Origin of the sequence: Streptomyces sp. NPDC052301, from assembly GCF_044593395.1 — a bacterium.
In the GTDB taxonomy this organism is placed as follows: domain Bacteria; phylum Actinomycetota; class Actinomycetes; order Streptomycetales; family Streptomycetaceae; genus Streptomyces.
This window is the reverse complement of sequence record NZ_JBIUBE010000001.1, coordinates 773925-799102: the sequence shown is the minus strand read 5'-3', so window position 1 is coordinate 799102 and position 25178 is coordinate 773925. Positions and strand designations below refer to the sequence as shown.

At 72.3% G+C, this 25178-nt stretch carries 20 protein-coding genes; 11 read left to right on the top strand and 9 right to left on the bottom strand.

Annotation, left to right across the window (positions count from 1 at the left end; translation table 11 throughout):
• Positions 1–232: 232 nt before the first annotated feature.
• Both ACIHEJ_RS03395 and ACIHEJ_RS03390 read right to left on the bottom strand, forming a co-directional pair.
• Positions 233–772: a toxin-antitoxin system, toxin component gene (locus ACIHEJ_RS03395; protein WP_400131818.1), complete on the bottom strand. Its 540-nt coding sequence runs from the start codon at positions 770–772 to the stop codon at positions 233–235.
• A 32-nt stretch (positions 773–804) separates the two neighbouring features.
• A complete protein-coding gene (locus ACIHEJ_RS03390) occupies positions 805–1461 on the bottom strand; it encodes a helix-turn-helix domain-containing protein (protein WP_400131660.1) in 657 nt (218 codons plus the stop codon).
• A 241-nt stretch (positions 1462–1702) separates the two neighbouring features.
• On the opposite strand from ACIHEJ_RS03390, the gene ACIHEJ_RS03385 reads away from it, so the two are divergent.
• From ACIHEJ_RS03385 to ACIHEJ_RS03345, 9 genes are all read left to right on the top strand, one after another.
• The gene (locus ACIHEJ_RS03385; protein ID WP_400131658.1) at positions 1703–2374 is read left to right on the top strand and encodes a hypothetical protein; all 672 of its coding nucleotides are present in this window, start codon (positions 1703–1705) and stop codon (positions 2372–2374) included.
• A 128-nt stretch (positions 2375–2502) separates the two neighbouring features.
• The gene (locus ACIHEJ_RS03380) at positions 2503–3501 is read left to right on the top strand and encodes a LacI family DNA-binding transcriptional regulator (protein ID WP_400131656.1); all 999 of its coding nucleotides are present in this window, start codon (positions 2503–2505) and stop codon (positions 3499–3501) included.
• A 128-nt stretch (positions 3502–3629) separates the two neighbouring features.
• Entirely contained in the window at positions 3630–4982 is a 1353-nt protein-coding gene (locus ACIHEJ_RS03375) for an ABC transporter substrate-binding protein (protein WP_400131654.1), read from the top strand.
• A 5-nt stretch (positions 4983–4987) separates the two neighbouring features.
• A complete protein-coding gene (locus tag ACIHEJ_RS03370; RefSeq protein WP_400131652.1) occupies positions 4988–5944 on the top strand; it encodes a carbohydrate ABC transporter permease in 957 nt (318 codons plus the stop codon).
• Positions 5941–6822 (top strand): carbohydrate ABC transporter permease, encoded by an 882-nt coding sequence (locus ACIHEJ_RS03365; protein WP_400131650.1) that lies wholly within the window; start codon positions 5941–5943, stop codon positions 6820–6822. Before ACIHEJ_RS03370 ends, ACIHEJ_RS03365 begins: the two co-directional genes overlap by 4 nt.
• 35 nt (positions 6823–6857) lie before the next feature.
• Positions 6858–8465 carry a glycoside hydrolase family 13 protein gene (locus ACIHEJ_RS03360; RefSeq protein WP_400131648.1) on the top strand — a complete coding sequence of 536 codons (1608 nt, stop codon included), beginning with the start codon at positions 6858–6860 and terminating at the stop codon, positions 8463–8465.
• Positions 8466–8520: 55 nt separating this feature from the next.
• Positions 8521–10701 (top strand): discoidin domain-containing protein, encoded by a 2181-nt coding sequence (locus ACIHEJ_RS03355; RefSeq protein WP_400131647.1) that lies wholly within the window; start codon positions 8521–8523, stop codon positions 10699–10701.
• 332 nt (positions 10702–11033) lie between these two features.
• Positions 11034–13082, top strand: a complete 2049-nt coding sequence (locus ACIHEJ_RS03350; RefSeq protein WP_400131645.1) for a phosphocholine-specific phospholipase C — start codon at positions 11034–11036, stop codon at positions 13080–13082.
• A 66-nt stretch (positions 13083–13148) separates the two neighbouring features.
• On the top strand, positions 13149–14000 hold the full coding sequence (locus ACIHEJ_RS03345; protein ID WP_400131643.1) for a phospholipid scramblase-related protein: 852 nt from the start codon (positions 13149–13151) through the stop codon (positions 13998–14000).
• A 126-nt stretch (positions 14001–14126) separates the two neighbouring features.
• Here the strand turns inward: ACIHEJ_RS03345 and ACIHEJ_RS03340 are convergent, their stop codons facing one another.
• Together ACIHEJ_RS03340 and ACIHEJ_RS03335 are read right to left on the bottom strand one after the other, a co-directional pair.
• Positions 14127–15074, bottom strand: coding sequence for a hypothetical protein (locus ACIHEJ_RS03340; protein ID WP_400131641.1), 948 nt, complete (start codon positions 15072–15074; stop codon positions 14127–14129).
• Positions 15071–15871 (bottom strand): phosphatase PAP2 family protein, encoded by an 801-nt coding sequence (locus tag ACIHEJ_RS03335; protein WP_400131640.1) that lies wholly within the window; start codon positions 15869–15871, stop codon positions 15071–15073. Before ACIHEJ_RS03335 ends, ACIHEJ_RS03340 begins: the two co-directional genes overlap by 4 nt.
• Positions 15872–16095: 224 nt before the next feature.
• On the opposite strand from ACIHEJ_RS03335, the gene ACIHEJ_RS03330 reads away from it, so the two are divergent.
• The gene (locus ACIHEJ_RS03330) at positions 16096–16710 is read left to right on the top strand and encodes a TetR/AcrR family transcriptional regulator C-terminal ligand-binding domain-containing protein (protein WP_400131638.1); all 615 of its coding nucleotides are present in this window, start codon (positions 16096–16098) and stop codon (positions 16708–16710) included.
• A gap of 172 nt (positions 16711–16882) precedes the next feature.
• On the opposite strand, the gene ACIHEJ_RS03325 is transcribed toward ACIHEJ_RS03330, so the two are convergent.
• Entirely contained in the window at positions 16883–17962 is a 1080-nt protein-coding gene (locus ACIHEJ_RS03325; protein WP_400131636.1) for a DUF2510 domain-containing protein, read from the bottom strand.
• A gap of 633 nt (positions 17963–18595) precedes the next feature.
• Between ACIHEJ_RS03325 and ACIHEJ_RS03320 the strand changes: the two genes are divergently transcribed.
• Positions 18596–21280 (top strand): ATP-binding protein, encoded by a 2685-nt coding sequence (locus ACIHEJ_RS03320; RefSeq protein ID WP_400131634.1) that lies wholly within the window; start codon positions 18596–18598, stop codon positions 21278–21280.
• 35 nt (positions 21281–21315) lie between these two features.
• Here ACIHEJ_RS03320 and pcaD read toward each other — a convergent pair whose 3' ends face one another.
• The 4 genes from pcaD to pcaH are packed head-to-tail and all read right to left on the bottom strand — an operon-like array spanning position 21316 to position 25170.
• Complete coding sequence (gene pcaD, locus ACIHEJ_RS03315) at positions 21316–22434, bottom strand: 3-oxoadipate enol-lactonase (RefSeq protein ID WP_400131632.1); 1119 nt, start codon at positions 22432–22434, stop codon at positions 21316–21318.
• Entirely contained in the window at positions 22431–23783 is a 1353-nt protein-coding gene (gene pcaB, locus ACIHEJ_RS03310) for a 3-carboxy-cis,cis-muconate cycloisomerase (RefSeq protein ID WP_400131630.1), read from the bottom strand. The genes pcaD and pcaB overlap by 4 nt, the downstream gene beginning before the upstream one ends.
• Before the next feature lie 5 nt (positions 23784–23788).
• Positions 23789–24391, bottom strand: a complete 603-nt coding sequence (pcaG, locus tag ACIHEJ_RS03305) for a protocatechuate 3,4-dioxygenase subunit alpha (RefSeq protein ID WP_400131629.1) — start codon at positions 24389–24391, stop codon at positions 23789–23791.
• A gap of 5 nt (positions 24392–24396) precedes the next feature.
• A complete protein-coding gene (gene pcaH / locus ACIHEJ_RS03300; protein WP_400131627.1) occupies positions 24397–25170 on the bottom strand; it encodes a protocatechuate 3,4-dioxygenase subunit beta in 774 nt (257 codons plus the stop codon).
• Positions 25171–25178 lie beyond the last annotated feature (8 nt).

Here is a 25178-nt window from a genome sequence, read left to right as displayed (position 1 = left end):
GGAACACCCGGGGGAGCAGCTGGAGAGCGCGTGCCGAGCGGGGGACGAGGGGCCGGGGAGCAGGGGCTGGGCCGGGGTCGGTCCGCGCTCGCCCGCGCCGCGGAGTCCCCCCGGACAGGGGTCGCCCCGGCGCCCGCCGGTGCCCGGCCGGACGGAACGGCTCGGCCGCTCCCAGGAGTCGGCCGGACCGGCTCGGTCGGGCCGAGGGGCGGCCGGGTGGCCCGGCCGGGCGTCAGCCCTGCGGGCCCGGGTAGCCCAGGGACGCCTCGATGCGGCCGGCCACGCCGTCGCGCTGGACCGGGCCGCGCAGGGCCGAGCCGGCCAGCCAGGTGCGGCACTTGCTGGCCAGGAGCAGGCCGAAGGTCTCGGCCTGCCGTTCCTCGGCGAGGTCGAAGCGGGTCCGGGCCGCGACCCGGTGCACCGTCTCCTGCAGCGCCGCCTGGTCGGTGTCGTCGTGCAGCAGCCGGGTGGCGACCCCGACCCCGTCCACGTGGTGACCGGAGTGGTCCGCCTGCATGTGCCACAGCTCGTGTCCCAGGATCACCAACTGGTGGTCGGGGGCGGTGCGTTCCTCGACGACGACGAGATCGCGGTCGGTCAGGTCCAGCCACAGCCCGCTCGCGGTGCCGGGCGGGAAGGCGGCCGTACGGAACTGCACCGGGCGTCCGCGGCGCCGGCTCATCGCCTCGCACAGCGTGCCGTACAGTTCGCGCGGCGGTGCCGGTGCGGGCAGGCTCAGCCCGCCCACCAGCTCGTTGCACAGCCGGCGCATGTCCCTGCCGATGCCCACAGTCCTCCCCCGGCTCACGACTCGGGTCGCTTGACGCTTTCCAGGAGCATGTCGAGCCACTCCGCGACCTTGTCCCGGTGCTGGTCGGTGGGCAACTGCGCGGCTCGCCAGGCGATACCGCGCACGCCGTGGTCCTGCAGCAGCCGCTCCAGCGGATCCTCGACGGCCTCGGCCGCTGCCCGCTCCCGGTCGGCGAGCCTCTGCAGCAGCTCCTGCTCGGTGCGCTGCAGCGCACCGGCCAGCGCCTCGGTGTCCTCGGCGGTGAGGAAGCCGGCGTGCACCCGGAAGAAGCGCTGCAGCGCGTCGCAGTGCTCCATGGTGGGCCGCCGGTCGCCGTTGATCAGGGCGCCGGCCTGCTGCCGGGACATGCCCGCGCCGTCGGCGATCTCCTGCTGGGTGTACTTGCGGCCGTTGGGCTTCAGCCTGGTGCGGCGCAGCAGGTCCAGGCGCTGCAGGAAGCGTGCCTGGACGTCCGGTTCGCCGGCCGGCCGCCCGCTCAGCAGCGCCTTGACCACCGGCTCGGGGACACCGCAGGCGACGGAGAGCCGCCCGGTGTCGACCACCTCGGCCTGCGGCACGCCGAGCCGGTCGGCGAGCGCGGTGACGCGAGCGACGACGGCCGGCAGCTGGGCGGTCGCCGTGGCGCCCGGATCCTCGTAGCCATCCGTCACCGACAGAACTCCTACGTCTCTTCGAGGGCAACAGGTGTGTCTGTGCGTCTCACCGGCGATCGCCGTGAACTTCCCGGAGAGTAGCGGGTGTCTCGAACTCCCATCCAGGTCTCGCCACAACTGTGGCGAATTTCAGCCGTCAACCGGCATGAAATGCCACGATAGTTGACATCGGTCGGCTCCGGACAGCAGGATCGCATCGCCGCGTGAAGGCGGCAGAGGCAAGAGGGGTGACCTCCCGATGGCACATCAGGCAGGAGGGCGGCGGCCGGTATCGCGGCCCGTCCCCGAGAGCTGCGCGACCCGGGCCTACCTGCAGGACTACGCCGCGCTGCTGGAGTCCCTCCCTCTGCCGTCCCTGGTCGTGGACCACCGCTGGAACGTGGTGATGGCCAACGGCGCCTTCGGAACGCTCTTCCGTGGCATGCGCCCGCACCCGTCGGCCATGCCCGGCGAGAACTTCCTCCGGTTCGTCCTGTTCCACCCGGACGCGGCCGAGATCCTCGGCGAGCACGAGGCGGGCTGGTGCCTGCCGATGCTGGCGCAGCTCGGGGCGGCCCTGGAGGCGTACGGCCATGACCCCGAACTCCAGGCGGTCCGCAGGGACGTCACCCAGGACCCGCTCATGGAGGCCGCCTTCCGGCAGGGCCTGCCGCACTGGATCCGGGCCGTCGGCGAGGCCGCGACCCGCCTCGACGGAGCCGTCCGGCTGCTGCTCCACCCCGACCCGCGCCGGGGCCCCACCGAGTGCCGGATCGTGGACGAGACGCCGCAGACCCTGCGGGAGCTCGGCTACCGGCGCCTGACGATGGTGCTGCGCGACGCCCGCCGGTCCGCCGCGCCCGCCCGCCGTACGCGCCGCCCGCGCCCCACGAGCACGCACCTCTCGGTCGTTCCCACCCCCGAGGGCTGACCCGGCACCGCCGGCGTTCAGGTCGCCGGCGGCGCCGGGTCGGAACGGCCCCTCCCCTTTCACCCGGACGGGTGCCTCACGTCCCCCTTACGCAAGCAGCTTGCATATCTTGCGCTACGCTTGCGTTCATGACGCGACGACTTGCGGAAGTGGCCAAGAAGGTCGGGGTCAGTGAGGCCACGGTCAGCCGGGTGCTCAACGGCAAACCCGGGGTCTCCGACGCCACCCGGCAGGCGGTGCTGACGGCGCTCGACGTCCTCGGCTACGAGCGCCCCACCCAGCTGCGCGGAGAGCGCGCCCGGCTGGTCGGGCTGGTCCTGCCCGAGCTGCAGAACCCGATCTTCCCGGCGTTCGCCGAAGTCATCGGCGGTGCGCTCGCCCAACTGGGACTCACCCCGGTGCTGTGCACGCAGACCAAGGGCGGCGTCTCCGAGGCGGACTACGTCGAGCTGCTGCTGCAGCAGCAGGTCTCCGGTGTCGTCTTCGCCGGCGGCCTGTACGCCCAGGCCGACGCACCGCACGACCACTACCGGCTGCTGGCCGAGCGCAACATCCCGGTCGTGCTGGTCAACGCGGCCATCGAGCACCTCGGTTTCCCGGGCGTGTCCTGCGACGACGCGGTCGCCGTCGAGCAGGCCTGGCGTCATCTGGCCTCCCTCGGCCATGAGCGGATCGGGCTGGTCCTGGGCCCCGCCGACCACCTGCCCTCGGCCCGCAAGCTGGCCGCCGCCCGGGCGGTCGCCGGCGACCTGCCCGAGGAGTTCGTCGCGCGCGCCATCTTCTCCGTCGAGGGCGGGCACGCCGCCGCCTCCCGGCTGATCGACCGCGGGGTCACCGGCATCATCTGCGCCTCCGACCCCCTCGCCCTCGGCGCGGTCCGCGCCGCCCGCCGCAAGGGGTACGACGTCCCGGGCCGCATCTCCGTCGTCGGCTACGACGACTCGGCCTTCATGAACTGCACCGAGCCCCCGCTGACCACCGTCCGCCAGCCCATCGAGGCCATGGGCCGCGCGGCCGTCGAGCTGCTGAACGTACAGATCGGCGGCAGCTCCGTACCCGCCGAGGAGCTGCTGTTCGAGCCCGAACTGGTGGTGCGCGGATCCACCGCGCAAGCTCCGCGGGACTGACATCGAGAAGATCCATCTGGCTGTCAAATAATTACAGATTCTACGCGACATATTGCGCGGCAATGTCGTCGGTGCTTGAGTGTGCGACGCCCACCGCTCCTGCCCTAAGTGCCATGAGGGGTTCACCGATGAGACACACCGGGTTCCGCCGCACCTTCGTCGCGATCGGCGTCTGTTCCTCGCTCGCCCTCGCCGCCACCGGCTGCGGGTCGGGCGACGACGGCTCGGCGGGCGGGAAGACCCGCATCACCGTCAACTGCGAACCGCCGAAGAGCGCCAGGACCGACCGCGCGTTCTTCGACGAGGACGTGGCCGCCTTCGAGAAGCGGAACCCGGACATCGACGTCGTCGCGCACGACGCCTTCCCCTGCCAGGACCCGAAGACCTTCGACGCCAAGCTCGCCGGCGGCCAGATGGAGGACGTCTTCTACGCGTACTTCACCGACGCCCGGCACGTCGTGGACATCCACCAGGCGGCCGACCTCACGCCCTACCTGAAGGAACTGAAGTCCTACGACAGCATCCAGAAGCAGCTGCGGGACATCTACACCGTCGACGGAAAGGTCTACGGCATACCGCGTACCGGATACAGCATGGGGTTGATCTACAACCGCACACTGTTCCGGAAGGCCGGCCTCGACCCCGACAAGCCCCCCACCACCTGGGACGAGGTCCGCGCCGACGCCAAGAAGATCGCCGCCCTCGGCGGCGGCACCGTCGGCTACGCCGACTACAGCGCCCAGAACCAGGGCGGCTGGCACTACACCGCCGAGCTCTACTCACAGGGCGGCGACGTCGTCGGCCCCGACGGCAAGAAGGCCACCATCGACACCCCGGAGGGCCACGCCGTCCTGCAGAACCTGCACGACATGCGGTGGACCGACAACTCCATGGGCAGCAGGCAGCTCCTCGTCATCAACGACGCGCAGCAGATGATGGGTTCGGGCAGGCTCGGCATGTACCTCGCCGCTCCCGACAACATCCCGATCCTGGTCAAGGAGAAGGGCGCGGACTACGACGACATCGCCATCGGCCCGATGCCCGGCGGCAAGGGCACCCTCATCGGCGGCGACGGCTACATGTTCGCCAAGCACGACACGCCCGCCCAGATCCGCGCCGGCCTGAGGTGGCTGGACCACATGTTCCTCACCCCCGGAGCCGGCTTCCTCGGCGACTACGCCCGCGCCAAGAAGAACGACGCCCCCGTCGGCCTGCCCGAACCCCGCCTGTTCACCGGCGCCGCCGACGCCAAGGACCAGCAGGTCAAGAAGGCCAACGCCAACGTCCCCGTGGAGAACTACCAGCCCTTCCTCGACGGCAACCAGCAGCTGCAGATGAAGATCGAGCCGCCGGACGCCCAGCAGATCTACTCGGTGCTCGACGGCGCCGTCTCCGCCGTCCTCACCAAGAAGGACGCCGACATCGACCAGCTCCTCGAGGACGCGTCCGGCAAGATCGACAGCATCCTGGCCCGGAGCTGACCGCCATGACGAAGACGGCCGAACGGCGGCCCGTGGCGACGGCCGCCGTCCACCCCGACCCGGCGCCGCCCCCGGCAGGGGACCGGAGGCGGCGCCGCCTCGCCGACCAGGCCCGCGCCTACGGCTTCCTCCTCGGCGGCCTGGTCTGCTTCGCCCTGTTCTCCTGGTACCCGGCGATCCGCGCGGTCGTCATCGCCTTCCAGAAGTACACGCCCGGCTCGGACCCCCAGTGGGCCGGCACCGCCAACTTCACCCGCGTCCTGCACGACCCGGAATTCGCGGCGGCCTGGCGCAACACCCTCACCTTCACCCTGCTGGCCCTGCTCGTCGGCTTCGCCGTCCCGTTCGTCCTGGCCCTCGTCCTCAACGAACTCCGGCACGCCAAGGCGTTCTTCCGGGTCGTGGTCTATCTGCCGGTGATGATCCCGCCGGTGGTCAGCGCCCTGCTGTGGAAGTGGTTCTACGACCCCGGGGCCGGCCTCGCCAACGAGACGCTGCGCTTCCTGCACCTGCCGACCTCGAACTGGTCCAACGGCACCGACACCGCCCTGGTCTCCCTGGTCGTCGTGGCCACGTGGGCCAACCTGGGCGGGACCGTCCTCATCTACCTCGCCGCCCTGCAGTCCATCCCGGGCGAGCTGTACGAGGCCGCCGAACTGGACGGCGCGAACCTGCTCCAGCGCATCCGGCACGTCACCGTCCCGCAGACCCGGTTCGTGATCCTGATGCTGATCCTCCTTCAGATCATCGCCACCATGCAGGTGTTCACCGAACCGTTCGTCATCACCGGCGGCGGCCCGGAGAACGCCACGGTGACCGTGCTCTACCTCATCTACAAGTACGCCTTCCTCTACAACGACTTCGGCGGCGCCTGCGCCCTCAGCGTCATGCTCCTCGTGCTGCTCGGCGCCTTCTCCGCCGTCTATCTGCGGCTCACCCGCACCGAGGGGGACACCGCATGAGCAGCGCCACCCGGACCCTGATCTCCCCGGCCACCCTCGCCCGCCCCCGTGGAAAGGCGCTCTACTGGACCGTCTTCGGGGCCGTGGTCGTCCTCTTCGCGCTCGCCTTCATCTTCCCCGTCTACTGGATGGTGACCGGCGCGATGAAGTCCCCGGACGAGGTGGCCCGGACCCCGCCCACCCTGATACCGCGGCACTGGCACCTCGGCGGCTACACCGACGCCTGGGACCTGATGCAGCTGCCGCAGCACCTGGGGAACACGCTGGTGCAGGCGGCCGGTGCCTGGGCGTTCCAGCTGGTGTTCTGCACGGCCGCCGCCTACGCCCTGTCGAAGCTGAGACCGGCCTTCGGCAAGGTGATCCTCGGCGGCATCCTCGCCACCTTGATGGTTCCGGCCCAGGCCCTGGTTGTACCCAAGTACCTGACGGTCGCCGACCTGCCGCTGATCCACACCAGCCTGCTCAACAGCCCCCTCGGCATCTGGCTGCCGGCCGTCGCCAACGCCTTCAACCTCTACCTGCTCAAACGGTTCTTCGACCAGTTGCCCCGCGACGTGCTGGAGGCCGCCGAGATCGACGGCGCCGGAAAGCTGCGCACCCTGTGGTCGGTCGTGCTGCCCATGTCCCGGCCGGTGCTGGGCGTGGTGTCGATCTTCGCACTGGTCGCCGTCTGGCAGGACTTCCTGTGGCCGCTGATGGTCTTCTCCGACACCGACGAGCAGCCGATCAGCGTGGCCCTCGTCCAGCTGTCGCAGAACATCCAGCTCACCGTGCTCATCGCCGCGATGGTGATCGCCAGCATCCCGATGGTGGCGCTGTTCCTCGTCTTCCAGCGGCACATCATCGCCGGGATCAGCGCGGGCAGCACCAAGGGCTGACGCCACCGCACCGCCTCACAGAAAGGTCACGCTCCGTGGGACAGCCCACCCATGCCTTCAAGGACCGCGACTGGTGGCGCTCCGCCGTCATCTACCAGGTGTACGTCCGCAGCTTCGCGGACGGTGACGGCGACGGCACCGGAGACCTGGCGGGCGTCCGCGCGCGGCTGCCGTACCTCGCCGAACTGGGTGTGCACGCACTGTGGTTCAGCCCCTGGTACCTGTCGCCGATGAAGGACGGCGGTTACGACGTCGCCGACTACCGGACCATCGACCCGGCCTTCGGCACCCTCGCCGAGGCGGAGAAGCTCATCGCCGAGGCGCGCGAGCTGGGGATCCGGACCATCGTCGACATCGTGCCCAACCACGTCTCCGACCGGCACCCGTGGTTCCGGGCCGCGCTCGCCGCCGGGCCGGGCAGCCCGGAGCGCGAGCTGTTCCACTTCCGGTCCGGTCGCGGCGAGCACGGCGAACTCCCGCCCAACGACTGGCCGTCGCAGTTCGCCGGCTCCACCGAGCCGGTGTGGACACGCCTGCCCGACGGCGACTGGTACCTGCACCTGTTCACCCCCGAGCAGCCGGACCTCAACTGGGCCCACCCGGCGGTCCGGCAGGAGCACGAGGACGTCCTGCGGTTCTGGTTCGAGCGGGGCGTGGCCGGCGTCCGCATCGACTCCGCCGCCCTGCTCGCCAAGGACCCGGAGCTGCCGGGCCTCGCCTCGGACCCGGTCCCGCACCCGTTCGTCGACCGCGACGAACTCCACGACATCTACCGTTCCTGGCGGCGGGTGGCGGACGAGTACGACGGCGTGTTCGTCGGCGAGGTCTGGCTCCCCGACGCCGAACGCTTCGCCCGCTATCTGCGCCCCGACGAACTCCACACCGCCTTCAACTTCTCCTTCCTGTCCTGCCCGTGGGACGCCGAACGGCTCCGCGCGTCGATCGACACCACCCTCGCCGAGCACGCCCCCGTCGGCGCCCCGGCCACCTGGGTGCTGTGCAACCACGACGTCACCCGCACGGTCACCCGGTACGGCCGCGAGGACACCGGTTTCGACTTCGCCACCAAGGCCTTCGGCACCCCGACGGACCTGGCCCTCGGCACCCGCAGGGCGCGAGCGGCCGCCCTGCTGTCGCTGGCGTTGCCGGGGGCGGTGTACCTGTACCAGGGGGAGGAACTGGGGCTGCCGGAGGCCGAGATTCCGGTCGACCGCATACAGGATCCGATGTACTTCCGATCGGATGGTGTCGACCCCGGCCGGGACGGCTGCCGGGTGCCGCTGCCGTGGGTCGACGGTATGCCGTATGCGGGATTCGGTTCACAGCAGGAGCCGTGGCTACCGCAGCCCGTCGACTGGCCCTCGTATGCAGTCGACCGTCAGCAGCAGAACGCCGACTCCATGCTCTCCCTCTACCGCACCGCCATCGCTCTCCGCCCGCACTTCGGCGACGGCCCCCTGGCCTGGCTCTCCGCCGCCGACGGCGTCCTCGCCTTCTCCCGCGCGGACGGCGCGCTGTGCGTGGTCAACCTCGCTCCCGCGCCCGCCGATCTGCCCGCGCACTCCCGACTCCTGCTGAGCAGCGGACCACTGGACGAGGCGGGCCGGCTGCCCCAGGACACGGCGGCCTGGCTGCGCGCCTGAGCCGCGTCGTACGCACCTCGCTGTCCACCCACCCCCACCACGAAGGGATCGGCACATGCACAGGAGCACGGCCCGACATCTCAGGTGCATGCCAGTCATCGGGGCGACGGTCGCCCTCGCCGCCGGCATGCTCGGCACCCTCGCCCCCGCCGCGCACGCGGCCACGGCGGGCGCCTCCCTCCCCTTCACCTCGGTCGAGGCCGAGTCGGCGAGCACCACCGGTACGAAGATCGGCCCCGACTACACGCAGGGCTCCCTGGCCTCGGAGGCCTCCGGACGGCAGGCCGTCCGGCTGACGTCCGGTCAGCGCGTGGAGTTCACCGTGCCGCGTGCATCCAATGCGGTGAACATCGCATACAGCGTCCCGGACGGGCAGTCCGGTTCGCTGAACGTGTACGTCAACGGTAGCAAGCTCGCCAAGGCCCTCCCGGTGACGTCGAAGTACTCGTACGTCGACACCGGCTGGATCCCCGGCTCCAGGACGCACCACTTCTTCGACGACACCCGGCTGCTGCTGGGGCGGAACGTCCAGGCCGGTGACAAGATCGCCGTCGAGTCGACCGGCACCCAGGTCACCGTCGACGTCGCCGATTTCGAGCAGGTCGCCGCGGCCGCCACCCAGCCGGCCGGCTCGGTGTCCGTCGTCTCCGAGGGCGCCGACCCCGGCGGCGCCGGGGACTCCACCCAGGCGTTCCGGGACGCCATCGCCGCGGCCCAGGGCGGGACGGTCTGGATCCCGCCGGGCGACTACAAGCTCACCTCGTCGCTCAGCGGCGTGCAGAACGTGACGCTGCAGGGCGCCGGCAACTGGTACTCCGTCGTGCACACCTCACGGTTCGTCGACCAGTCCGGATCCTCGGGGAACGTCCACGTCAAGGACTTCGCGGTCATCGGCGAGGTCACCGAGCGCGTCGACTCCAGCCCGGACAACTTCGTCAACGGCTCCCTCGGCCCGGACTCCTCCGTCTCCGGCATGTGGATCCAGCACATGAAGTGCGGGATGTGGCTGACCGGCACCAACGACAACCTCGTCGTCGAGAACAACCGCATCCTCGACACCACCGCCGACGGCATCAACCTCAACGGCACCGCCAAGGGCGTCCGCGTCCGCAACAACTTCCTGCGCAACCAGGGCGACGACTCGCTCGCCATGTGGTCGCTGTACGCGCCGGACACGAACTCCAGCTTCGAGAACAACACCGTCTCGCAGCCCAACCTGGCCAACGGCATCGCGATCTACGGCGGCACCGACATCGCGGTGAAGAACAACCTGATCTCCGACACCAACGCCCTCGGCAGCGGTATCGCCATCTCCAACCAGAAGTTCATGGACCCCTTCAGCCCCCTCGCCGGCACGATCACCGTCGACGGCAACACGCTGGTGCGCGCCGGCGCGATGAACCCCAACTGGAACCACCCGATGGGCGCCCTGCGCGTGGACTCCTACGACAGCGCGGTCGACGCCACCGTCGACATCACCCGCACCACGATCACCGACAGCCCGTACAGCGCGTTCGAGTTCGTCTCCGGCGGCGGGCAGGGCCATCCGGTCCGCAACGTCACCGTGGACGGTGCGATCGTGAGGAACACGGGAACGGTCGTGGTCCAGGCGGAGACGCAGGGCGCGGCCACCTTCAAGAACGTCACCGCCACCCAGGTCGGCTCCGCCGGCGTCTACAACTGCCCCTACCCGGCGAACTCCGGATCGTTCGCCCTGAACGACGGCGGCGGCAACTCCGGCTGGGCCGGCACCTGGTCGGACTGTTCGACCTGGCCGCAGCCCGGCCAGGGCAACCCCGCGCCCGACCCGAACCGCAACCTGGCCAAGGGCCGCCCGGCCACCGCGACCGGCTCCCAGGACGTCTACACCCCCGGCAAGGCGGACGACGGGGACGCGGGCACCTACTGGGAGTCGACGAACAACGCCTTCCCGCAGTCCTGGACGGTCGACCTCGGCTCGCCCTACGCGGTGCGCCGGCTGGTGCTGAAGCTGCCGCCGTCCGCGGCGTGGGGCGCCCGCACCCAGACCGTCACCGTGCTCGGCAGCACCGACGGATCGGGCTACTCCGCCGTCGTCGGCTCGCAGGGCTACCGGTTCGATCCGGCCACCGGCAACACCGCGACCGTGTCCCTGCCGAGCGGGACGAACCTGCGCTACCTGCGCCTGACGGTCAGCGCCAACACGGGCTGGCCGGCCGGACAGTTCAGTGAGGTGGAGGCGTACCTGACCAGCTGACACCGTCGGCCCCGCGCCGCGCGCCGCGGATCCGCTCGTGCCCCCGGCCGGGCGGTCCGTGTCCGCGCGGCGCGGCGCGCCGGCGCCGGGCAGCGAATGAACGATCTCCTATCCGGACAAGTCGAGGTCCACATTCCATGCGTCATCGCGTGGACCTGCGGAAACCGTCTGGTGGGCCGTACTCCCTGTGCGCAGCTGCACCACATGTACCGTGGACTTTCACACGGGCGCCACCAGACCCTTCCCTGACGTTTGGTGCTCTTGGAACACTCGCTCCGCGCATGTTTCCTCATGTACCGAGCCTGCGTACCAGGATGAGAGGTTCCTCACCCATGCCCGACGTCAACCGGCGCCGATTCCTTCAACTCGCGGGCGCCACCACGGCGTTCACCGCGCTGTCCAGCAGCATCCAGCGTGCGGCCGCCCTGCCCGCCCACTACCGCACCGGGACGGTCGAGGATGTCGAGCACATCGTCGTCCTGATGCAGGAGAACCGGTCCTTCGACCACTACTTCGGGTCGCTGCGCGGGGTCCGGGGCTTCGGGGACCCCCGTTCCGTCACGCAGAACGGGCGCTCCGTCTGGAAGCAGTCCGACGGCACGAAGGACGTCCTGCCCTTCCACCCGGACGCCGACGACCTGGGCCTGGCCTTCCTCCAGGACCTTCCGCACGGCTGGCAGGACACGCATGCCGCCTTCAACGGGGGCAGGTACGACAAGTGGGTGCCGGCCAAGGGCGCCACGACCATGGCGCACCTGACCCGCGAGGACATACCGTTCCACTACGCCCTCGCGGACACCTTCACCCTGTGTGACGCCTACCACTGCTCGTTCATGGGCTCCACCGACCCCAACCGCTACTACATGTGGACGGGGTACGTCGGCAACGACGGCACGGGCGGCGGCCCGGTCCTCGGCAACGACGAGAAGGGGTACGGCTGGACGACGTACCCGGAGCGGCTGGAGAAGGCCGGGATCTCCTGGAAGATCTACCAGGACGTCGGGGACGGTCTGGACGCCGCCGGCGGCTGGGGCTGGATCGACGACGCCTACCGCGGCAACTACGGCGACAACTCCCTGCTGTACTTCGACCAGTACCGCAACGCCAAGCCCGGCGACCCGCTGTACGACAAGGCCCGCACCGGCACCGACGCCACGAAGGGCGAGGGCTTCTTCGACCGGCTGAAGGCCGACGTCAAGGCCGGCAGGCTGCCTCAGGTCTCCTGGGTGGTGGCGCCCGAGGCCTTCACCGAGCACCCGAACTGGCCCGCCAACTACGGCGCCTGGTACGTCTCCCAGGTCCTGGACGCGCTCACCTCGGATCCCGAGGTGTGGGGGAAGACGGCGCTGTTCATCACGTACGACGAGAACGACGGCTTCTTCGACCACGTCATCCCGCCGTTCCCGCCGGCCTCCGGCGCGCAGGGCAAGTCGACCGTGGATCCCTCGCTCGACCTGTACAAGGGTGACGCGAGCCATGTCGCCGGCCCGTACGGGCTCGGCCAGCGCGTGCCGATGCTGGTGGTCTCCCCGTGGAGCAGGGGCGGGTACGTCTGCTCCGAGACCTTCGACCACACCTCGATCATCCGGTTCGTCGAGCGCCGCTTCGGCGTGCACGAGCCGAACATCTCGCCCTGGCGGCGGGCCGTCACCGGCGACCTGACGAGCGCCTTCGACTTCTCCCGCAAGGACACCGAGCCGGTCGCGCTGCCGTCCACGGCCGCCTACCAGCCGCCGGACCGCGAGCGGCACCCCGACTACGTGCCCAAGCCGCCCGCCAACCCCTCGCTGCCCAGGCAGGAGCGGGGCAGCCGGCCCACCCGTCCGCTGAAGTACGCGCCGGTGGTGGACGGTTCGGCGGACACGTCGGCCGGTACCTTCACGCTCACGTTCGCCTCGGGGGCGCACGCGGGCGCGGCCTTCCTCGTCACCTCGAACAACCGCACCGACGGCCCCTGGACCTACACCACCGAGGCCGGCAAGAGCCTCGCCGACACCTGGAACTCGGCCTACTCCGGCGGCTCCTACGACCTGACCGTGCACGGCCCGAACGGCTTCCAGCGTGTCTTCAAGGGCCGTAACAAGGCCGCGGGACCGGAGGTCACCGCCCGGCGGGCCGGCGACCACCTGGAGCTGGCGTGCACCAACAAGGGCTCCGGCACGGTGAAGTTGAAGGTGGCGAGCGGCTACGGCGGCAGGCCCCTCACGGTGAGCGTCCGGCCGGGGGCCACGGTGAAGCAGACCGTCGACCTCACGGCGAGCAGGCGCTGGTACGACCTGACCGTCACCTGTGACGCCGACCCGGCGTTCCTGCGCGGCTTCGCCGGGCACGTCGAGAACGGGCTGCCCGGCGTCAGCGACCCGGCGATCGTGACGGAGTGAACGGCCGATGAACAGCGCTCCGTGCGGACTGGTCAGGTACCGGTCACATCAGGGTAGTGTGCCCCGGTGACCACGCAATCGAACACTCCTGCAGGCTGGTACCCGGATCCGCACGGAGCGCCGCAGACGCTGCGCTACTGGGACGGCACGCAGTGGACCGACCACACCAACCAGCAGGGCCAGCAGCCGGCCGGGCAGGTCCCGCCGCAGCAGGCCGCCGTCCAGCAGCCCGCCTTCCCGCAGCAGCAGACCGCCGATGCCAAGGTGCAGCGGCAGGTGCAGCAGCAGGCCGGGGTCGCGGCCGGCGGCCCCGGCGGCGGCACCCTCTTCACCGAGCCCGTCCTGGTCGTGAACCAGAAGGCCAAGCTGATCGAGGTGACCAACGAGTACAAGGTCATGGATCAGAACGGCCGGGACCTCGGCTCGGTCACCGAGGTCGGCCAGGGCGTACTGCGCAAGATCTTCCGGTTCGTCTCCAGCTGGGACCAGTTCCTGACGCACAAGCTGGAGATCCGTGACGCCTACGGCCAGCCGCAGCTGCTGCTGACCCGGCCCGCGAAGATCTTCAAGTCCCGGGTGATCGTGACCCGCCCGGACGGCTCGCCGGTCGGCGAGATCGTCCAGCAGAACATGATCGGGAAGATCAACTTCGCGATGAACGTGAACGGCCAGCAGGTCGGCGCGATCAAGGCGGAGAACTGGCGGGCGTGGAACTTCGCGATCGTCGACCACGCGGACAACGAGGTCGCCCGGATCACCAAGACCTGGGAGGGCCTCGCCAAGACGCTGTTCACGTCCGCGGACAACTACGTCCTGCAGATCCACTACCAGCTGCCCGAGCCGCTGCTGAGCCTCGTGGTGGCGACGGCCCTGACCGTCGACACCGCCCTCAAGCAGGACTCGCGGGGCTGGAACTGAGCGGGCCCCGACGGGGGGCAGCCGCAACCGGGAACACGGCGACGGCGGCCGGTGGACGCGCGGTGACGCGCGCACCGGCCGCCGTCGTGTCGGATCGGCGTCCTCACTCGCCGTGTTCCGTGTTCCTCACAGCGAGGTGAGGTGTCCCGGCTGCTCCGGCTGCCGTGGCACCAGGGCCGGTTCGGGCGCCGCCGTGTCCGGCTCCAGCGCCAGCACCGCGGCCACGGGGTGGTCCTCGTCGTCCGGCTGCGGCACGGGCGGGATCCGGGTGAGCAGCAGCACGCCCCAGGAGGCCAGGCCCGCCCCCGCCAGAGCGAGCAGCACACCGGCCGGACCGCCGCGCAGGCCCTGTCCGAGCAGGGTGAGGCCGATCACGGCGGCGGCCAGCGGGTTGGCGAGGGTGACCACGGCCAGCGGGGCGCCGAGGCCGCCGCGATAGGCCGTCTGCGACAGCAGCAGCCCGCCCACGGCGAACGCGGCGACCAGTACGGCGACCACGATCACCTCGGTGCGCAGGCCCGGTTCGGAGCTGTCCGTGGCCGCCACGGTCACGGTCTGGGTGAGCGCCGAGGCGACCCCGGAGGCGAAACCGGACGCGGTCGCGTGCCGCAGGCCCGGACGGGCGCCGGGCCGGGACAGCATGCCGATCGCCGCGGCGGTCGTACCGGCGACCGCCACCGCCTCGGTCAGCGTCAGCACCCGCGCGGGCGCCGGACCGGAGGCGGTGACCAGCAGCGCGCCGAGTCCGAGCAGCGTCAGCGCCGTACCGCGCCACTCCGCCGCGGTGACCCGCCGCCCGGCCGCCCGCGCCCCGAGCGGCACGGCCGCGACCAGGGTGAGCGCGCCGAGCGGCTGGACCACGGTCAGCGGGCCGTACTTGAGGGCGACGACGTGCAGCAGTGCGGCGGCGGCGTTCAGTGCGACCGCCGACCACCAGGCGCCGGTGCCCAGCAGTCGCAGCAGTCCGGTGCCGGCGCTGCGGGAGGCGAGGCGTTCCTGGGCGACGGCGGCCAGCGCGTAGGCGACGGCCGACACCAGGGACAGGGCGACGGCGATCAGGGCGGCGGCGTTCATCGGCCCGCTCCCACCAGGACGTTCCCGCGCGGTGCGAGCCGGTCCGTGCCCCGTCCGGCCGGGCCGGCCGTCCGGTGCGGCGGGTGGATGGCGGCGAGCGCGGCACCGAGCATGGCGGTGGCGGCGATCGCGTCGAGCCAGTAGTGGTTCGCGGTGCCCACGATCACCAGCAGGGTGACCAGCGGGTGCAGCAGCCACAGCCAGCGCCAGCGGGAGCGGGCGGCCACGACGAGCCCGGCCGCCACCATCAGTGCCCAGCCGAAGTGCAGCGACGGCATCGCCGCGAACTGGTTGGACAGATGGTCGCTGGACGGGGGGCCGTAGACGGAGGGGCCGTAGATCCGGGCGGTGTCCACCAGGCCGGTCCCGGCCAGCATCCGCGGCGGGGCCAGCGGGAACGTGAACGGCAGTACCAGCGCGGCCGTGGTGACCACCGCCAGCACCCGGCGGGCCCACACGTAGTGCTCGGGCCGCCGCACGTACAGCCAGACCAGGAAGGCCAGCGTGGCCGGGAAGTGGACGGTCGCGTAGTAGGTGTTGGCCAGGTGCACCAGGGTGCCGCCGTGCAGCAGGGCGGACTGCACGGCGGTCTCCCGGGGCAGGTCCAGTGCCCGTTCCAGGTCCCAGACGCGGTGGGCGTTGTGGAAGGCGCTCGCGGTGTGGCCGACGGCCAGTCGCCGGCCCAGCTTGTAGACCAGAAAGAGCCCCGCGACCAGCAGAAACTCACGTATCAGGGCCGGACGCGCGGTCGCGTCCGGCTCCTTGGATGCCTCTGCAGGCTCGGTGCGGGCATTCATCCCCCGGCCCCTTCACTGACGGTGGTGCGTGTGGTGGTGCGAGCGAGCCCGGGGCGGCCCCGGCACTCATCGATACGTCCTCGTACCGATACGCCAGTGTACCGATACGCTCGAGTACCGGTACACTGGCGTATCGATTGATGTGCGACACACTGGAGACAGGCTCGGCGCTCGCTCTCGAGCGATGCTCGAGCCGGCCGTACACGAGTGAGGGGAAGCACCACATGACGTCGCAGGCCGCGGACGGACCGGAGACGGTCGTCGCCTCGCGCCGCTCCAAGATCACGCCGGAGCGTGAGCGGGAGTTCTTCGACGCCGTGCTGGAGCAGATCCGCGAGTGCGGCTACGAGTCCCTCACCATGGAGGGCGTCGCCGCCAGCACCCGCTGCAGCAAGTCCACGCTCTACCGGCAGTGGAAGAGCAAGCCCCAGTTCGTCGCCGCCGCGCTGCGCGCCAGCCGCCGGGTCCGGTTCGCCGGCATCGACACCGGATCGCTCGCCGAGGACCTGCGCCAGGCCGCGCGGGCCGCGGGCGACTGGTCCGGCAAGGACACCCGGCTGCTGCAGGCGCTGGGGCACGCGGTGACCGCGGACCAGGAGCTGGCCCAGGCGCTGCGCGAGGCGCTGGTGTACCCGGAGATCGCCGCACTGCAGGAGATGCTGGCGCGGGGCGCGGCCCGGGGCGAGGTCCGCGCGGACCATCCCGCGCTGGAGTACGTGCCCGCCATGATGTTCGGCGTCCTGCGCGTGCGGCCGGTGCTCAGCGGCCAGTACGCCGACGGCGACTATCTCGTCCGGTTCGTGGAGGCCACCGTGCTGCCCGCACTCGGACTGACATGAGGACCCAGGCCGCCGTTCACGGGATGACTGAACGGTGACCTGCTCGCGCCGCACCGTGGGGACGGGGGCGGCGCGCACCCCCCGGCCGGGTGGGGTTCCCCTTGAGCGGAGGGGGGCCCCACCCGGCCGAACTCCGTGCCGGGCGTGCCCGCCGGCGGCCCGGACGTGCGGCTCAGACGGTCTGGCCGTTCCCGTCGCCGGAGGAGACCTTGATCCCCTTCAGGATGCTGTCGATGACCGACACCTCCTGGCCGACGTCCACGCCGAAGCGCACCACCACGATCTGCTCGGCGTCGTTCGGTGAGGGGAAGGCGACCGACTCGACATAGCCGTCAGCGCCCTTGCTGGTGACCGCCTTCCAGCGCACCAGATAGCCCTTCTGCCCGGCCACCGTGACCGGCCGGGAGGCCAGCACCTGGTGCGAGGTGATGCTGCCGTAGGTGCTCCCGCCGTAGGACTGCTTGGCGTTGGCCGAGATGTCCGCCTTCGCGACCGACTCGGCCGTCGTCCCCTTGATGTTCAGCGCCTGGGCCGGAGCCGTGTAGGCGCCGCCCGCGGTGCACGTCTGGGAGGAGTTGCCCGGGCACTTGTAGGAGTCGTCCGAGGTCACCTGTGCGCCGACGCCGATCGTCTGCCCGGTCCAGCCCCGGGGCACCGGCAGGCTGATGCCGTTGACCGGGTCGGGGACGGTGCCGCCGCCCTTGACCTTGGGCGCCTCGGACTGCCCCGGCGAGGGCGAGGCGCCCCCGGAACCGCCGGAACCGCCCGAACCACCGGGCCCGCCGGATCGCCCCGAGCCGCCGCCGGGCCCGCCGGACGGTCCGCCCCAGCCGCCGTCCTGCCCGCCGCCCGACGCCTGCCGCGACCCGGCGCGGTCGTCGCCGGTGTCGTCGTGGTCCTTGGTCAGGGCGTACACGCCGACCCCGATGCACGCCAGCACCACGGTCGCCGCCGTGACGGCGACACCGGTGCGCAGCCGGCGCGGGGGCGCGGGGGGCGGCGCGGCCGGATACGCCGGGTACGCCGGATGGGCCGGCCGGGCGTCGTACCCGGCGGGAACGCCGGGCGCGGGGTGCACCGGATGGGGGCCGGCACCGGCCGGCGGCTGTGTCGGGGGACCCCAGGTGGCGGCCGTCCCGGCGGGGCGGGTCCGGTCCGTCCAGGCCTTGCCGTCCCACCAGCGTTCGGTGGGCGGACCGTCGTTCGTCTGCCCCGGGTCGGGATACCACCCGGGAGGAGTCACCTGCGTCATGCCCCCACCGTATGAGGCGACAGTGAAAGTGTGATGAGAGACCCGGGCAGGCCGTGACCTCTCGTGCGCCGGGCCGCGCCGCACCCAGGTGCCCCACGGCTCCTCCACGGCAGGCCGCAGCGGCCCGCCCGCCACGGCCGACGGCCACCGGAAGCCCTCCCCGGCCGGTGTCGTCACCGACCCCGGCACGCACGGCCGGAGGGCGCGGGAGCAGCGTGTCACCGTGGAGCCGGAGCCCCGGCGAGCGGCTCCGGCTCCACGGGGGACGGCAGCCATGCCCCCGTACGCTCCCACCGGCCCGGAGGCGCGGCCTGCATGAGCACCGTCACCGCACCGAACTCCCCGCCCACCACAGATCCCTGAAACGCCCTCAGGAACGTCGGCGGCCCCGCCGTCACCGCCCGCACCTCCGACGCCGCCCGGTCGCGCGCCCCTGCTGAACCGGCCGACCGGACAACGCGGTTGACGCCCCGTCCGCTGCCGACCGGCAGGTCGGTCCCGGTGCGCGTCGCCCTCCCGCACCCGCGTTCACCCCGGCGGGGCAACACCTGCCCCGACCGGCCACCACGCGTCCCACCGGACGGCTAGGCTCGTGGTCCGTACGTCATTCGGGCGACCTGGGGAGGTATCGGGATGACGGAGGGACGGCCGCAGGCGGCCGCCTCGGCTGCCCTGTGGGAGCGGGACGCGGAGATCGCCACCGTCGCACGGGCGCTCGGCGTCCTGTGCGCCGACCGGTCCTCCGCGGGCGGCCTGCTGGTCTTCCGGGGCGAAGCAGGACTCGGCAAGACCGCGCTGCTCGCCGAGATCCGCCGGACGGCCGAGCGGCGCGGCTGCACCGTGTGGACCGCCCGCGGCGCGGAGACCCTGAGGTCCGTCCCGTTCAACGTGGTACGCCAGCTGCTCCAGCCCGCGCTGCTGTCCCTGCTGCCCGAGGAGGCCCGCGAGTACCTCGGCGACTGGTACGACATCGCCGGCCCCGCCCTCGGCATAGTCGACCCCGGCGAGGACACCCCCGACCCGCAGTACGTCTGCGACGGACTCGTCGCCGCGGTCCGCCGGCTCGCCCGCCGCGAATGGCCGCTGGTGCTGATCGTCGACGACGCGCACTGGGCCGATCAGGAGACCCTGCGCTGGCTCGCCGCGTTCACCCGGCGCCTGGACGACCTGTCCGTCCTCGTCGTCGTCGCCCGCCGGCCCGGCGAGGTCAGCGGCGACAGCGCCCGCCACCTCGACGAGGTGGCCGCCGCCTCGGACCGCCCCGTCCACAACCTCAGCGCCCTCACCCCCGACGCCGCCGCCGGACTCACCCGCGCCACCCTCGGCCGGCAGGCCGACGGCGCGTTCTGCCGCGAGGTGTGGGCCGTCACCGCCGGCAACCCGTACGAGACCGTCGAACTCCTCGCCAAGGTGCAGGACAGCGAACTGACCCCGGTCGAGGCCCGCGCCGGAGAGCTGCGCGCCCTCAACCGCGCGGCCCGCGGCGGCGGACTCGTCGACCGGCTCAAGGGCCTCGGACTGGAGGCCACCCAGTTCGCCTGGGCCGCCGCCATCCTCGGCACCGGCATCACCGTCGACATGGTCGCCCGCCTCGCCACCATGGATCCCGAGATCGCCCGGCACTGCGCCGACCTGCTCTGCAGCGCCCGCATCCTCACCGAACCCGACCCCGCCGCGGGCACCGAACGCGAGGAAGGGGAACTCGAGTTCGTCCACCCGCTCATCGCCACGGCCGTCTACAACTCCATACCGTCCGGCGTCTGCACCGCCATGCACGGCGTCGCCGCCCAGATGATCACCGAACTGGGACGCGGCGCCGCCCAGGCCGCCCGGCACCTGCTGAAGGTGCACCCGGACGGCGACGAGGAACTGGTCGAGCAACTGCGCGAGGCAGCCCGCGAACACCTCGCCGTCGGCGCCCCGGACGCGGCCCGCCACTGCCTGGAACGCGCCCTCGAGGAACCACCGCGCGCCGACGTCCACGCGCAGGTCCTCTACGAACTCGGCTGCGCGACCCTGCTGACCGCGCCCGCCGTCACCATCGGCCACCTGCAGAGCGCACTCGGCATGCCCGGCCTCGACGGACGGGACCGCGTCGACGCCGTGGTCCGTCTCTCCCAGGCACTGCTCCACAACGACCAGCTGGAAGAGGCCGTCCGCACCATCGAGGCCGAGACCGCCCGGCACACGGCGGAACCCGTCAGGATGCGGCTGCAGGCCTTCCAGTTCATGTGGGAGGGCATCCACGGGGAGACCGTCTCCCCGGCCCGCTCCCGGCGCCTGGCCGAACTGGCCCGCACCTGCACCGGCCGCGACAACTCCGAACGCGCCCTGCTCGTCCTGCGCGGCTTCGACGCCATGACGCACGGCGAGAGCGCCGCCGAGGTGATCGAGCTGTGCGACCGCGCGCTGGTCAACGGCCGCCTGGCCCCCGGCCTCGGCTGGACCGACCGGGAGTGGGGCATCGAACTGCTGATGATGCTCGGCAGCGCGTACGCCTACGCCGACCGGCTCGACCGCGCCGAGAGCCTCTTCTCCGAAGCCCTGCGCGTCTACACCGGCGCCGGCTGGCGCGGCGGCCACCTCTCCCTCGCCAACGCCTTCCTCGGCCTCGCCTACCGCAGGCAGGGCCGGCTCAGGGACGCCGAGACCACCCTGCGCGAGGCCCTGGTCCTCGCCGAACGCGTCGGCCGCGGCCTGCCCCTGTACTGGTCCGCCAGCTGCGGACTCGTCGACACCCTGCTGGCCCGCGGCCGCGTCGACGAGGCCTGGTCGGTCGCCGAACAGTACGGCTTCGCACCGCCGTACCCGTCGACCATCGTGCTGCCCGACATCCGCTCCGTACGCGGCCGGCTGCTGCTTGCCGTCGGCCGCACCGAGGACGGCATCCACGAACTGGAGGCCGCCGAGAAGACCGCCGCCTCACGCGGCGGCCACAACCCCGTCCTCGCCCCCTGGTCCATCGACCTCGCCAAGGCCCTCGCCGACCGGGACCCGGCCCGCGCCCGCCGGCTCGCCGCCGACGCCCGCCGGCAGGCCGAACGCTTCGGCACGGACACCGCCATCGGCGAGTCCCTGCGCTGCGCCGCCGCCCTGGAGACCGGCCGGCGAAGAGTGCAGCTGGCCGCCCGGGCCGTCACCTACCTGGAGGCCTCGCCCTGCCAGTACGAGCACGCGGCGGCCCGCGTCGAGTACGGCATCGCCGCCGGCTCGGTCGCCGAACTGGACCGGGGCCTGGACCTGGCGCGCGCCTGCGGGGCGCAGGGGCTGGTGGAGCGGGCACAGCGGGCACTGGAGACGGCGCGGCGGCTGACGTAGGGCAGTGGCCGGGGCACGGGCGGCAGCCGGCCGGCTCAGCCCGTCCCCTCCTCCTCGGCGAGCACCCGCTGGGCCGTCGCGAAGGCCGAGTTGGCGGCCGGCACCCCGCAGTAGACGGCCGTCTGCAGCAGCACCGCGCCGATCTCCTCCGGCGTCAGCCCGTTGCGCCGGGCGGCCCGCACATGCATGGCCAGTTCGTCGTAGTGGCCGTGCGCGACCAGCGCGGTCAGCGTGATCATGCTGCGTTCGCGGCGCGACAGGGTCGGATCGGTCCAGATCTCGCCCCACGCGTAGCGGGAGATGAAGTCCTGGAAGCGGGCGGTGAACGGAGTCTGCCGGGCCTGCGCCCGGTCCACGTGGCTGTCGCCGAGCACCTCCCGGCGTACCGTCATGCCGCTCGCCGGGGGCCCGTCGAGCCGGCTGCGCAGGGCGGTCAGCACGGCCCGCGGGCACTGCGCCGGCGCCAGGTGGGAGGCCCCGGGCAGCTCCACCAGCGTGGAGTCCGGCACCGCGTCGGCGATCTCCCGCAGATGAGCGGGCGGCGTCGCCGGGTCCTGCCGGCCCGCGATCAGCAGGGTCGGTACGGTGATGTCGCCGAGCCGGTCGCGCAGGTCGAACGCGGCGAGCGCGTCGCAGCAGGCGGCGTACGCCTGCGGGTCGGCCTCCCGGTGGTCCCGCACGAGCCTCGGCACGGTGAACCCGGGGGTGAACCAGCGGGCGTCGGCGTCGTCCGCCAGCCGGTCCAGGCCGTCCCGGCGCACGCGTTCCGCACGTTCCTGCCAGGCCGCGCTGCCCCCGAAGTGGGCGGAGGAGCAGATGACGGCGAGGGAGGTCAGCCGCTCGGGACGGTGTACGGCCAGGTGGAGGCCGACCGCGCCGCCGAGGGAAACGCCCGCGTAGGCGAACCGGTCGATGCCGAGCGCGTCGGCGAGCGACAGCACCAGCGCGGCGAGGTCGCCGACGGTGGCGCCCGCCCTGATCAGGTCCGCCGCCGATGCCCCGTGCCCCGGCAGGTCCCAGCGCACGACCCGGTGGCTGGAGGAGAGTTCCGGCGCGACCTCGTCCCACAGGGCGAGGGAGGTGCCGAGCGAGGGCCCGAGCAGCAGCGGGGGAGCCGAAGCCGGGCCTTCTTCACGGTGGTTGAGGAGTTTCACGGTCGACGTCGCTCCAGGGCACGGTCGGCGAGGACACCGGCGAAACCGGTGTAGCGGGCGGGGTCGGTGAGCTCGGCCAGGTCCAGGCCCAGTTCCTTCACTTCGGAATGCTCGGCGAGGAGTTCGCCGAGACAGCGGTCCTCGCGGTGGGCGCGGCGGGCGAGTTCGGTGAGCAGCTCCTTGGCTCGGGCCCGGCCCAGGTGGGGCGCCAGCTCGGCGGAGAGCCGTTCGGAGACGATCAGGCCACGGGTGATGCCGAGGTTTCGGCGCATCGCGGCCGGGTGCACCCGCAGCCCCTCGGCGAGTTCGGCCGCGTGCTCGGCCGTGCCGCCCACCAGCCGGAGCAGGTCGCGCAGCGGTGCCCACTCGGCGTGCCAGGCGCCGGCCGGCCGCTCGTCCTCGGCGGCGAGGGAGCCGTACAGCGTGGCCGCGAGCTGGGGAGCGCGTCGGGCGGCGGCCGCGAGCAGCGTGGAGCGCACCGGGTTCGCCTTGTGCGGCATGGCCGACGAGCCGCCGCCGCTGCCCTCGCCGACCTCTCCGATCTCGGTGCGCGACAGCGTCAGGACATCCGCGCCGAGCTTGCCCAGCGCCCCCGCCGTGAAGGCCAGGCACCCCGCCAGGTCCGCGATCGGCGTGCGCAGCGTGTGCCAGGGCAACTCCGGTGCGGCGAGACCGACTTCGCGGGCGAATTCCCGGACCAGCGCGGCGGCGTCCGGGGTGCCGTACGCCTGGAAGGCGGCCAGGGTGCCTGCGGCGCCGCCGAGTTGGGCGGGCAGCGCGTCCCGGACCCGGGTGACGCGGTCCGTCGCGTCCAGGACCAGCGAGCGCCAGCCGGCCGCCTTCAGCCCGAACGTGGTCGGAACGGCGTGCTGGGTGAGCGTCCGTCCCGGCATCACCGTGTCCCGGTGCGCGGCGGCCAGTGCGGCCAGCGCCCGCTCGGTGCGGCCCAGGTCGGCCAGGACCACGCCGAGGGTGCGCACGGCGACCAGCATCGTCGCCGTGTCCATGATGTCCTGGCTGGTGGCGCCCCGGTGGACGTAGGGGCCGTACTCCTCGCCGACCTCCCTCGTCAGGTCGGCGACCAGCGGCACGACCGGGTTGCCGCCCACGCGGGCGCGCGCCGCCAGCGAGCGGATGCCGAACCGGTCTCGGACCGCGGCCCGGGTCACCGCCGTCGCGGCCTCGGCCGGGGCGAGCCCCAGCGTCGCCTGCGCCCTGGTCAGCCCGGCCTCGGCGTCGAGCAGCGCCTGCAGATACGCCAGGTCACCGGTCTCGGACGCGGCGAGCGACAGCCCCCAGTCGGGGGCGAGCAGGCCGGTGTCGGCACAGGGAGGGTACGCAGATGTCACAGATGTCACTGGAACTCCAGGAAGACCGTCTCGCCCTCGCCCTGAAGGCGGATGTCGAAACGGTAGGTGGCGCGGCCCTCGTCGTCCGCGATCAGCGTGGCGCGCCGGTCACCCACCCGGGTGAGCAGCGGGTCGGCGGCGAGCGAGGCCTCGTCGCCCGGCAGGTAGATCCGGGTGAACAGGTGCGTGAGCAGGCCGCGCGCGAAGACACAGACGCTCAGGTACGGCGCGTTCCCGCCGCGCGCGCCGGGCCGCAGGGTGCGGGCGTACCAGTGGCCGTCCGCGTCGGTCTGGACGCGGCCCCAGCCGGTGAACTCCACGCCGTTGCGGCCGAGATGGCCACCGGTGGCCGGGTCGCGCCGCATGGAGCCGTCCACCCGCGGCACCGTGCCGTCGGGCGCGGGTGCCCACAGTTCCACGAACGCGTCGGGCAGCGGCTCGCCCGCGCCGTCGAGGACGTATCCGTGCACGGTGACCGTGTCCGGGTGGCCGAGCGGTGCGATCTCCTCGCCGCCGCGGAAGGGCAGGGCGTAGCCGTAGAAGGGGCCGACCGTGTGGGACGGGGTGGGCAGCACCTGCTCCGGGCTGCTCGTGTCGATCTTCGTCATGGTGGTCAGCGTCCTTCTTCCATCCAGGTGGCGGCCGGGCCGTCGAGCACGATGTCCCAGTGGTAACCGAGGGAGAACTCGGGCACCGACAGGGTGTGGTCGTAGGTGGCGACCAGTCGCTGCCGGGCCGCGTCGTCGGTCACGGACTGCAGGATCGGGTCGTGCGGCAAGAGCGGGTCGTTCGGGAAGTACATCTGCGTCACCAGCCGCTGGGTGAACGCCGTGCCGAACACCGAGAAGTGGATGTGGGCGGGGCGCCAGGCGTTCACGTGGTTGCGCCACGGGTAGGGGCCGGGCTGGACGGTGGTGAAGCGGTAGCGGCCCTCGGCGTCGGTGAGGGTGCGGCCGACGCCGGTGAAGTTCGGGTCGAGCGGGGCGTCGTGCTGCTCGCGCCGGTGGGCGTAGCGGCCGGCCGAGTTGGCCTGCCAGATCTCGATCAGCTGGCCGCGCACCGGGCGTCCGGTGCGGTCCAGCAGCCGTCCGGAGACGGTGATCCGCTCGCCGACCGGCTCCCCGGTGTGCTGCCGGGTGAGGTCGTGGTCGATCTCGGTGATGTCGCGCTCCCCGAAGGCGGGGGAGGACAGCTCCACCAGCTCGGGGTCCTTGGCGGTGTCGATGGGGACCAGGGGCTGCTCGGGGTGGCGGAGCACCGAGGAGCGGTAGGGGGCGTAGTCGCGGCGCGGGTGGTGCTCGACGGGGGCGCCGTCGGCGACGCGCTTGACGTACGCGGCGTGCTCGGCGGCGATCTCATGGTCGATGTCCTGCTGGGTGAGAGTCATGGGAAGTC

What these genes read in the sequence shown, in the direction of transcription:
- ACIHEJ_RS03395 (WP_400131818.1), bottom strand. Translation starts at nt 772, where the DNA reads ATGCGCCGGCTGTGCAACGAGCTGGTGGGCGGGCTGAGCCTGCCCGCA.
- ACIHEJ_RS03385 (WP_400131658.1), top strand. Translation starts at nt 1,703, where the DNA reads ATGGCACATCAGGCAGGAGGGCGGCGGCCGGTATCGCGGCCCGTCCCC.
- ACIHEJ_RS03380 (WP_400131656.1), top strand. Translation starts at nt 2,503, where the DNA reads ATGACGCGACGACTTGCGGAAGTGGCCAAGAAGGTCGGGGTCAGTGAG.
- ACIHEJ_RS03375 (WP_400131654.1), top strand. Translation starts at nt 3,630, where the DNA reads ATGAGACACACCGGGTTCCGCCGCACCTTCGTCGCGATCGGCGTCTGT.
- ACIHEJ_RS03370 (WP_400131652.1), top strand. Translation starts at nt 4,988, where the DNA reads ATGACGAAGACGGCCGAACGGCGGCCCGTGGCGACGGCCGCCGTCCAC.
- ACIHEJ_RS03365 (WP_400131650.1), top strand. Translation starts at nt 5,941, where the DNA reads ATGAGCAGCGCCACCCGGACCCTGATCTCCCCGGCCACCCTCGCCCGC.
- ACIHEJ_RS03355 (WP_400131647.1), top strand. Translation starts at nt 8,521, where the DNA reads ATGCACAGGAGCACGGCCCGACATCTCAGGTGCATGCCAGTCATCGGG.
- ACIHEJ_RS03350 (WP_400131645.1), top strand. Translation starts at nt 11,034, where the DNA reads ATGCCCGACGTCAACCGGCGCCGATTCCTTCAACTCGCGGGCGCCACC.
- ACIHEJ_RS03340 (WP_400131641.1), bottom strand. Translation starts at nt 15,074, where the DNA reads ATGAACGCCGCCGCCCTGATCGCCGTCGCCCTGTCCCTGGTGTCGGCC.
- ACIHEJ_RS03335 (WP_400131640.1), bottom strand. Translation starts at nt 15,871, where the DNA reads ATGAATGCCCGCACCGAGCCTGCAGAGGCATCCAAGGAGCCGGACGCG.
- ACIHEJ_RS03330 (WP_400131638.1), top strand. Translation starts at nt 16,096, where the DNA reads ATGACGTCGCAGGCCGCGGACGGACCGGAGACGGTCGTCGCCTCGCGC.
- ACIHEJ_RS03325 (WP_400131636.1), bottom strand. Translation starts at nt 17,962, where the DNA reads ATGACGCAGGTGACTCCTCCCGGGTGGTATCCCGACCCGGGGCAGACG.
- ACIHEJ_RS03320 (WP_400131634.1), top strand. Translation starts at nt 18,596, where the DNA reads ATGACGGAGGGACGGCCGCAGGCGGCCGCCTCGGCTGCCCTGTGGGAG.
- pcaG (WP_400131629.1), bottom strand. Translation starts at nt 24,391, where the DNA reads ATGACGAAGATCGACACGAGCAGCCCGGAGCAGGTGCTGCCCACCCCG.
- pcaH (WP_400131627.1), bottom strand. Translation starts at nt 25,170, where the DNA reads ATGACTCTCACCCAGCAGGACATCGACCATGAGATCGCCGCCGAGCAC.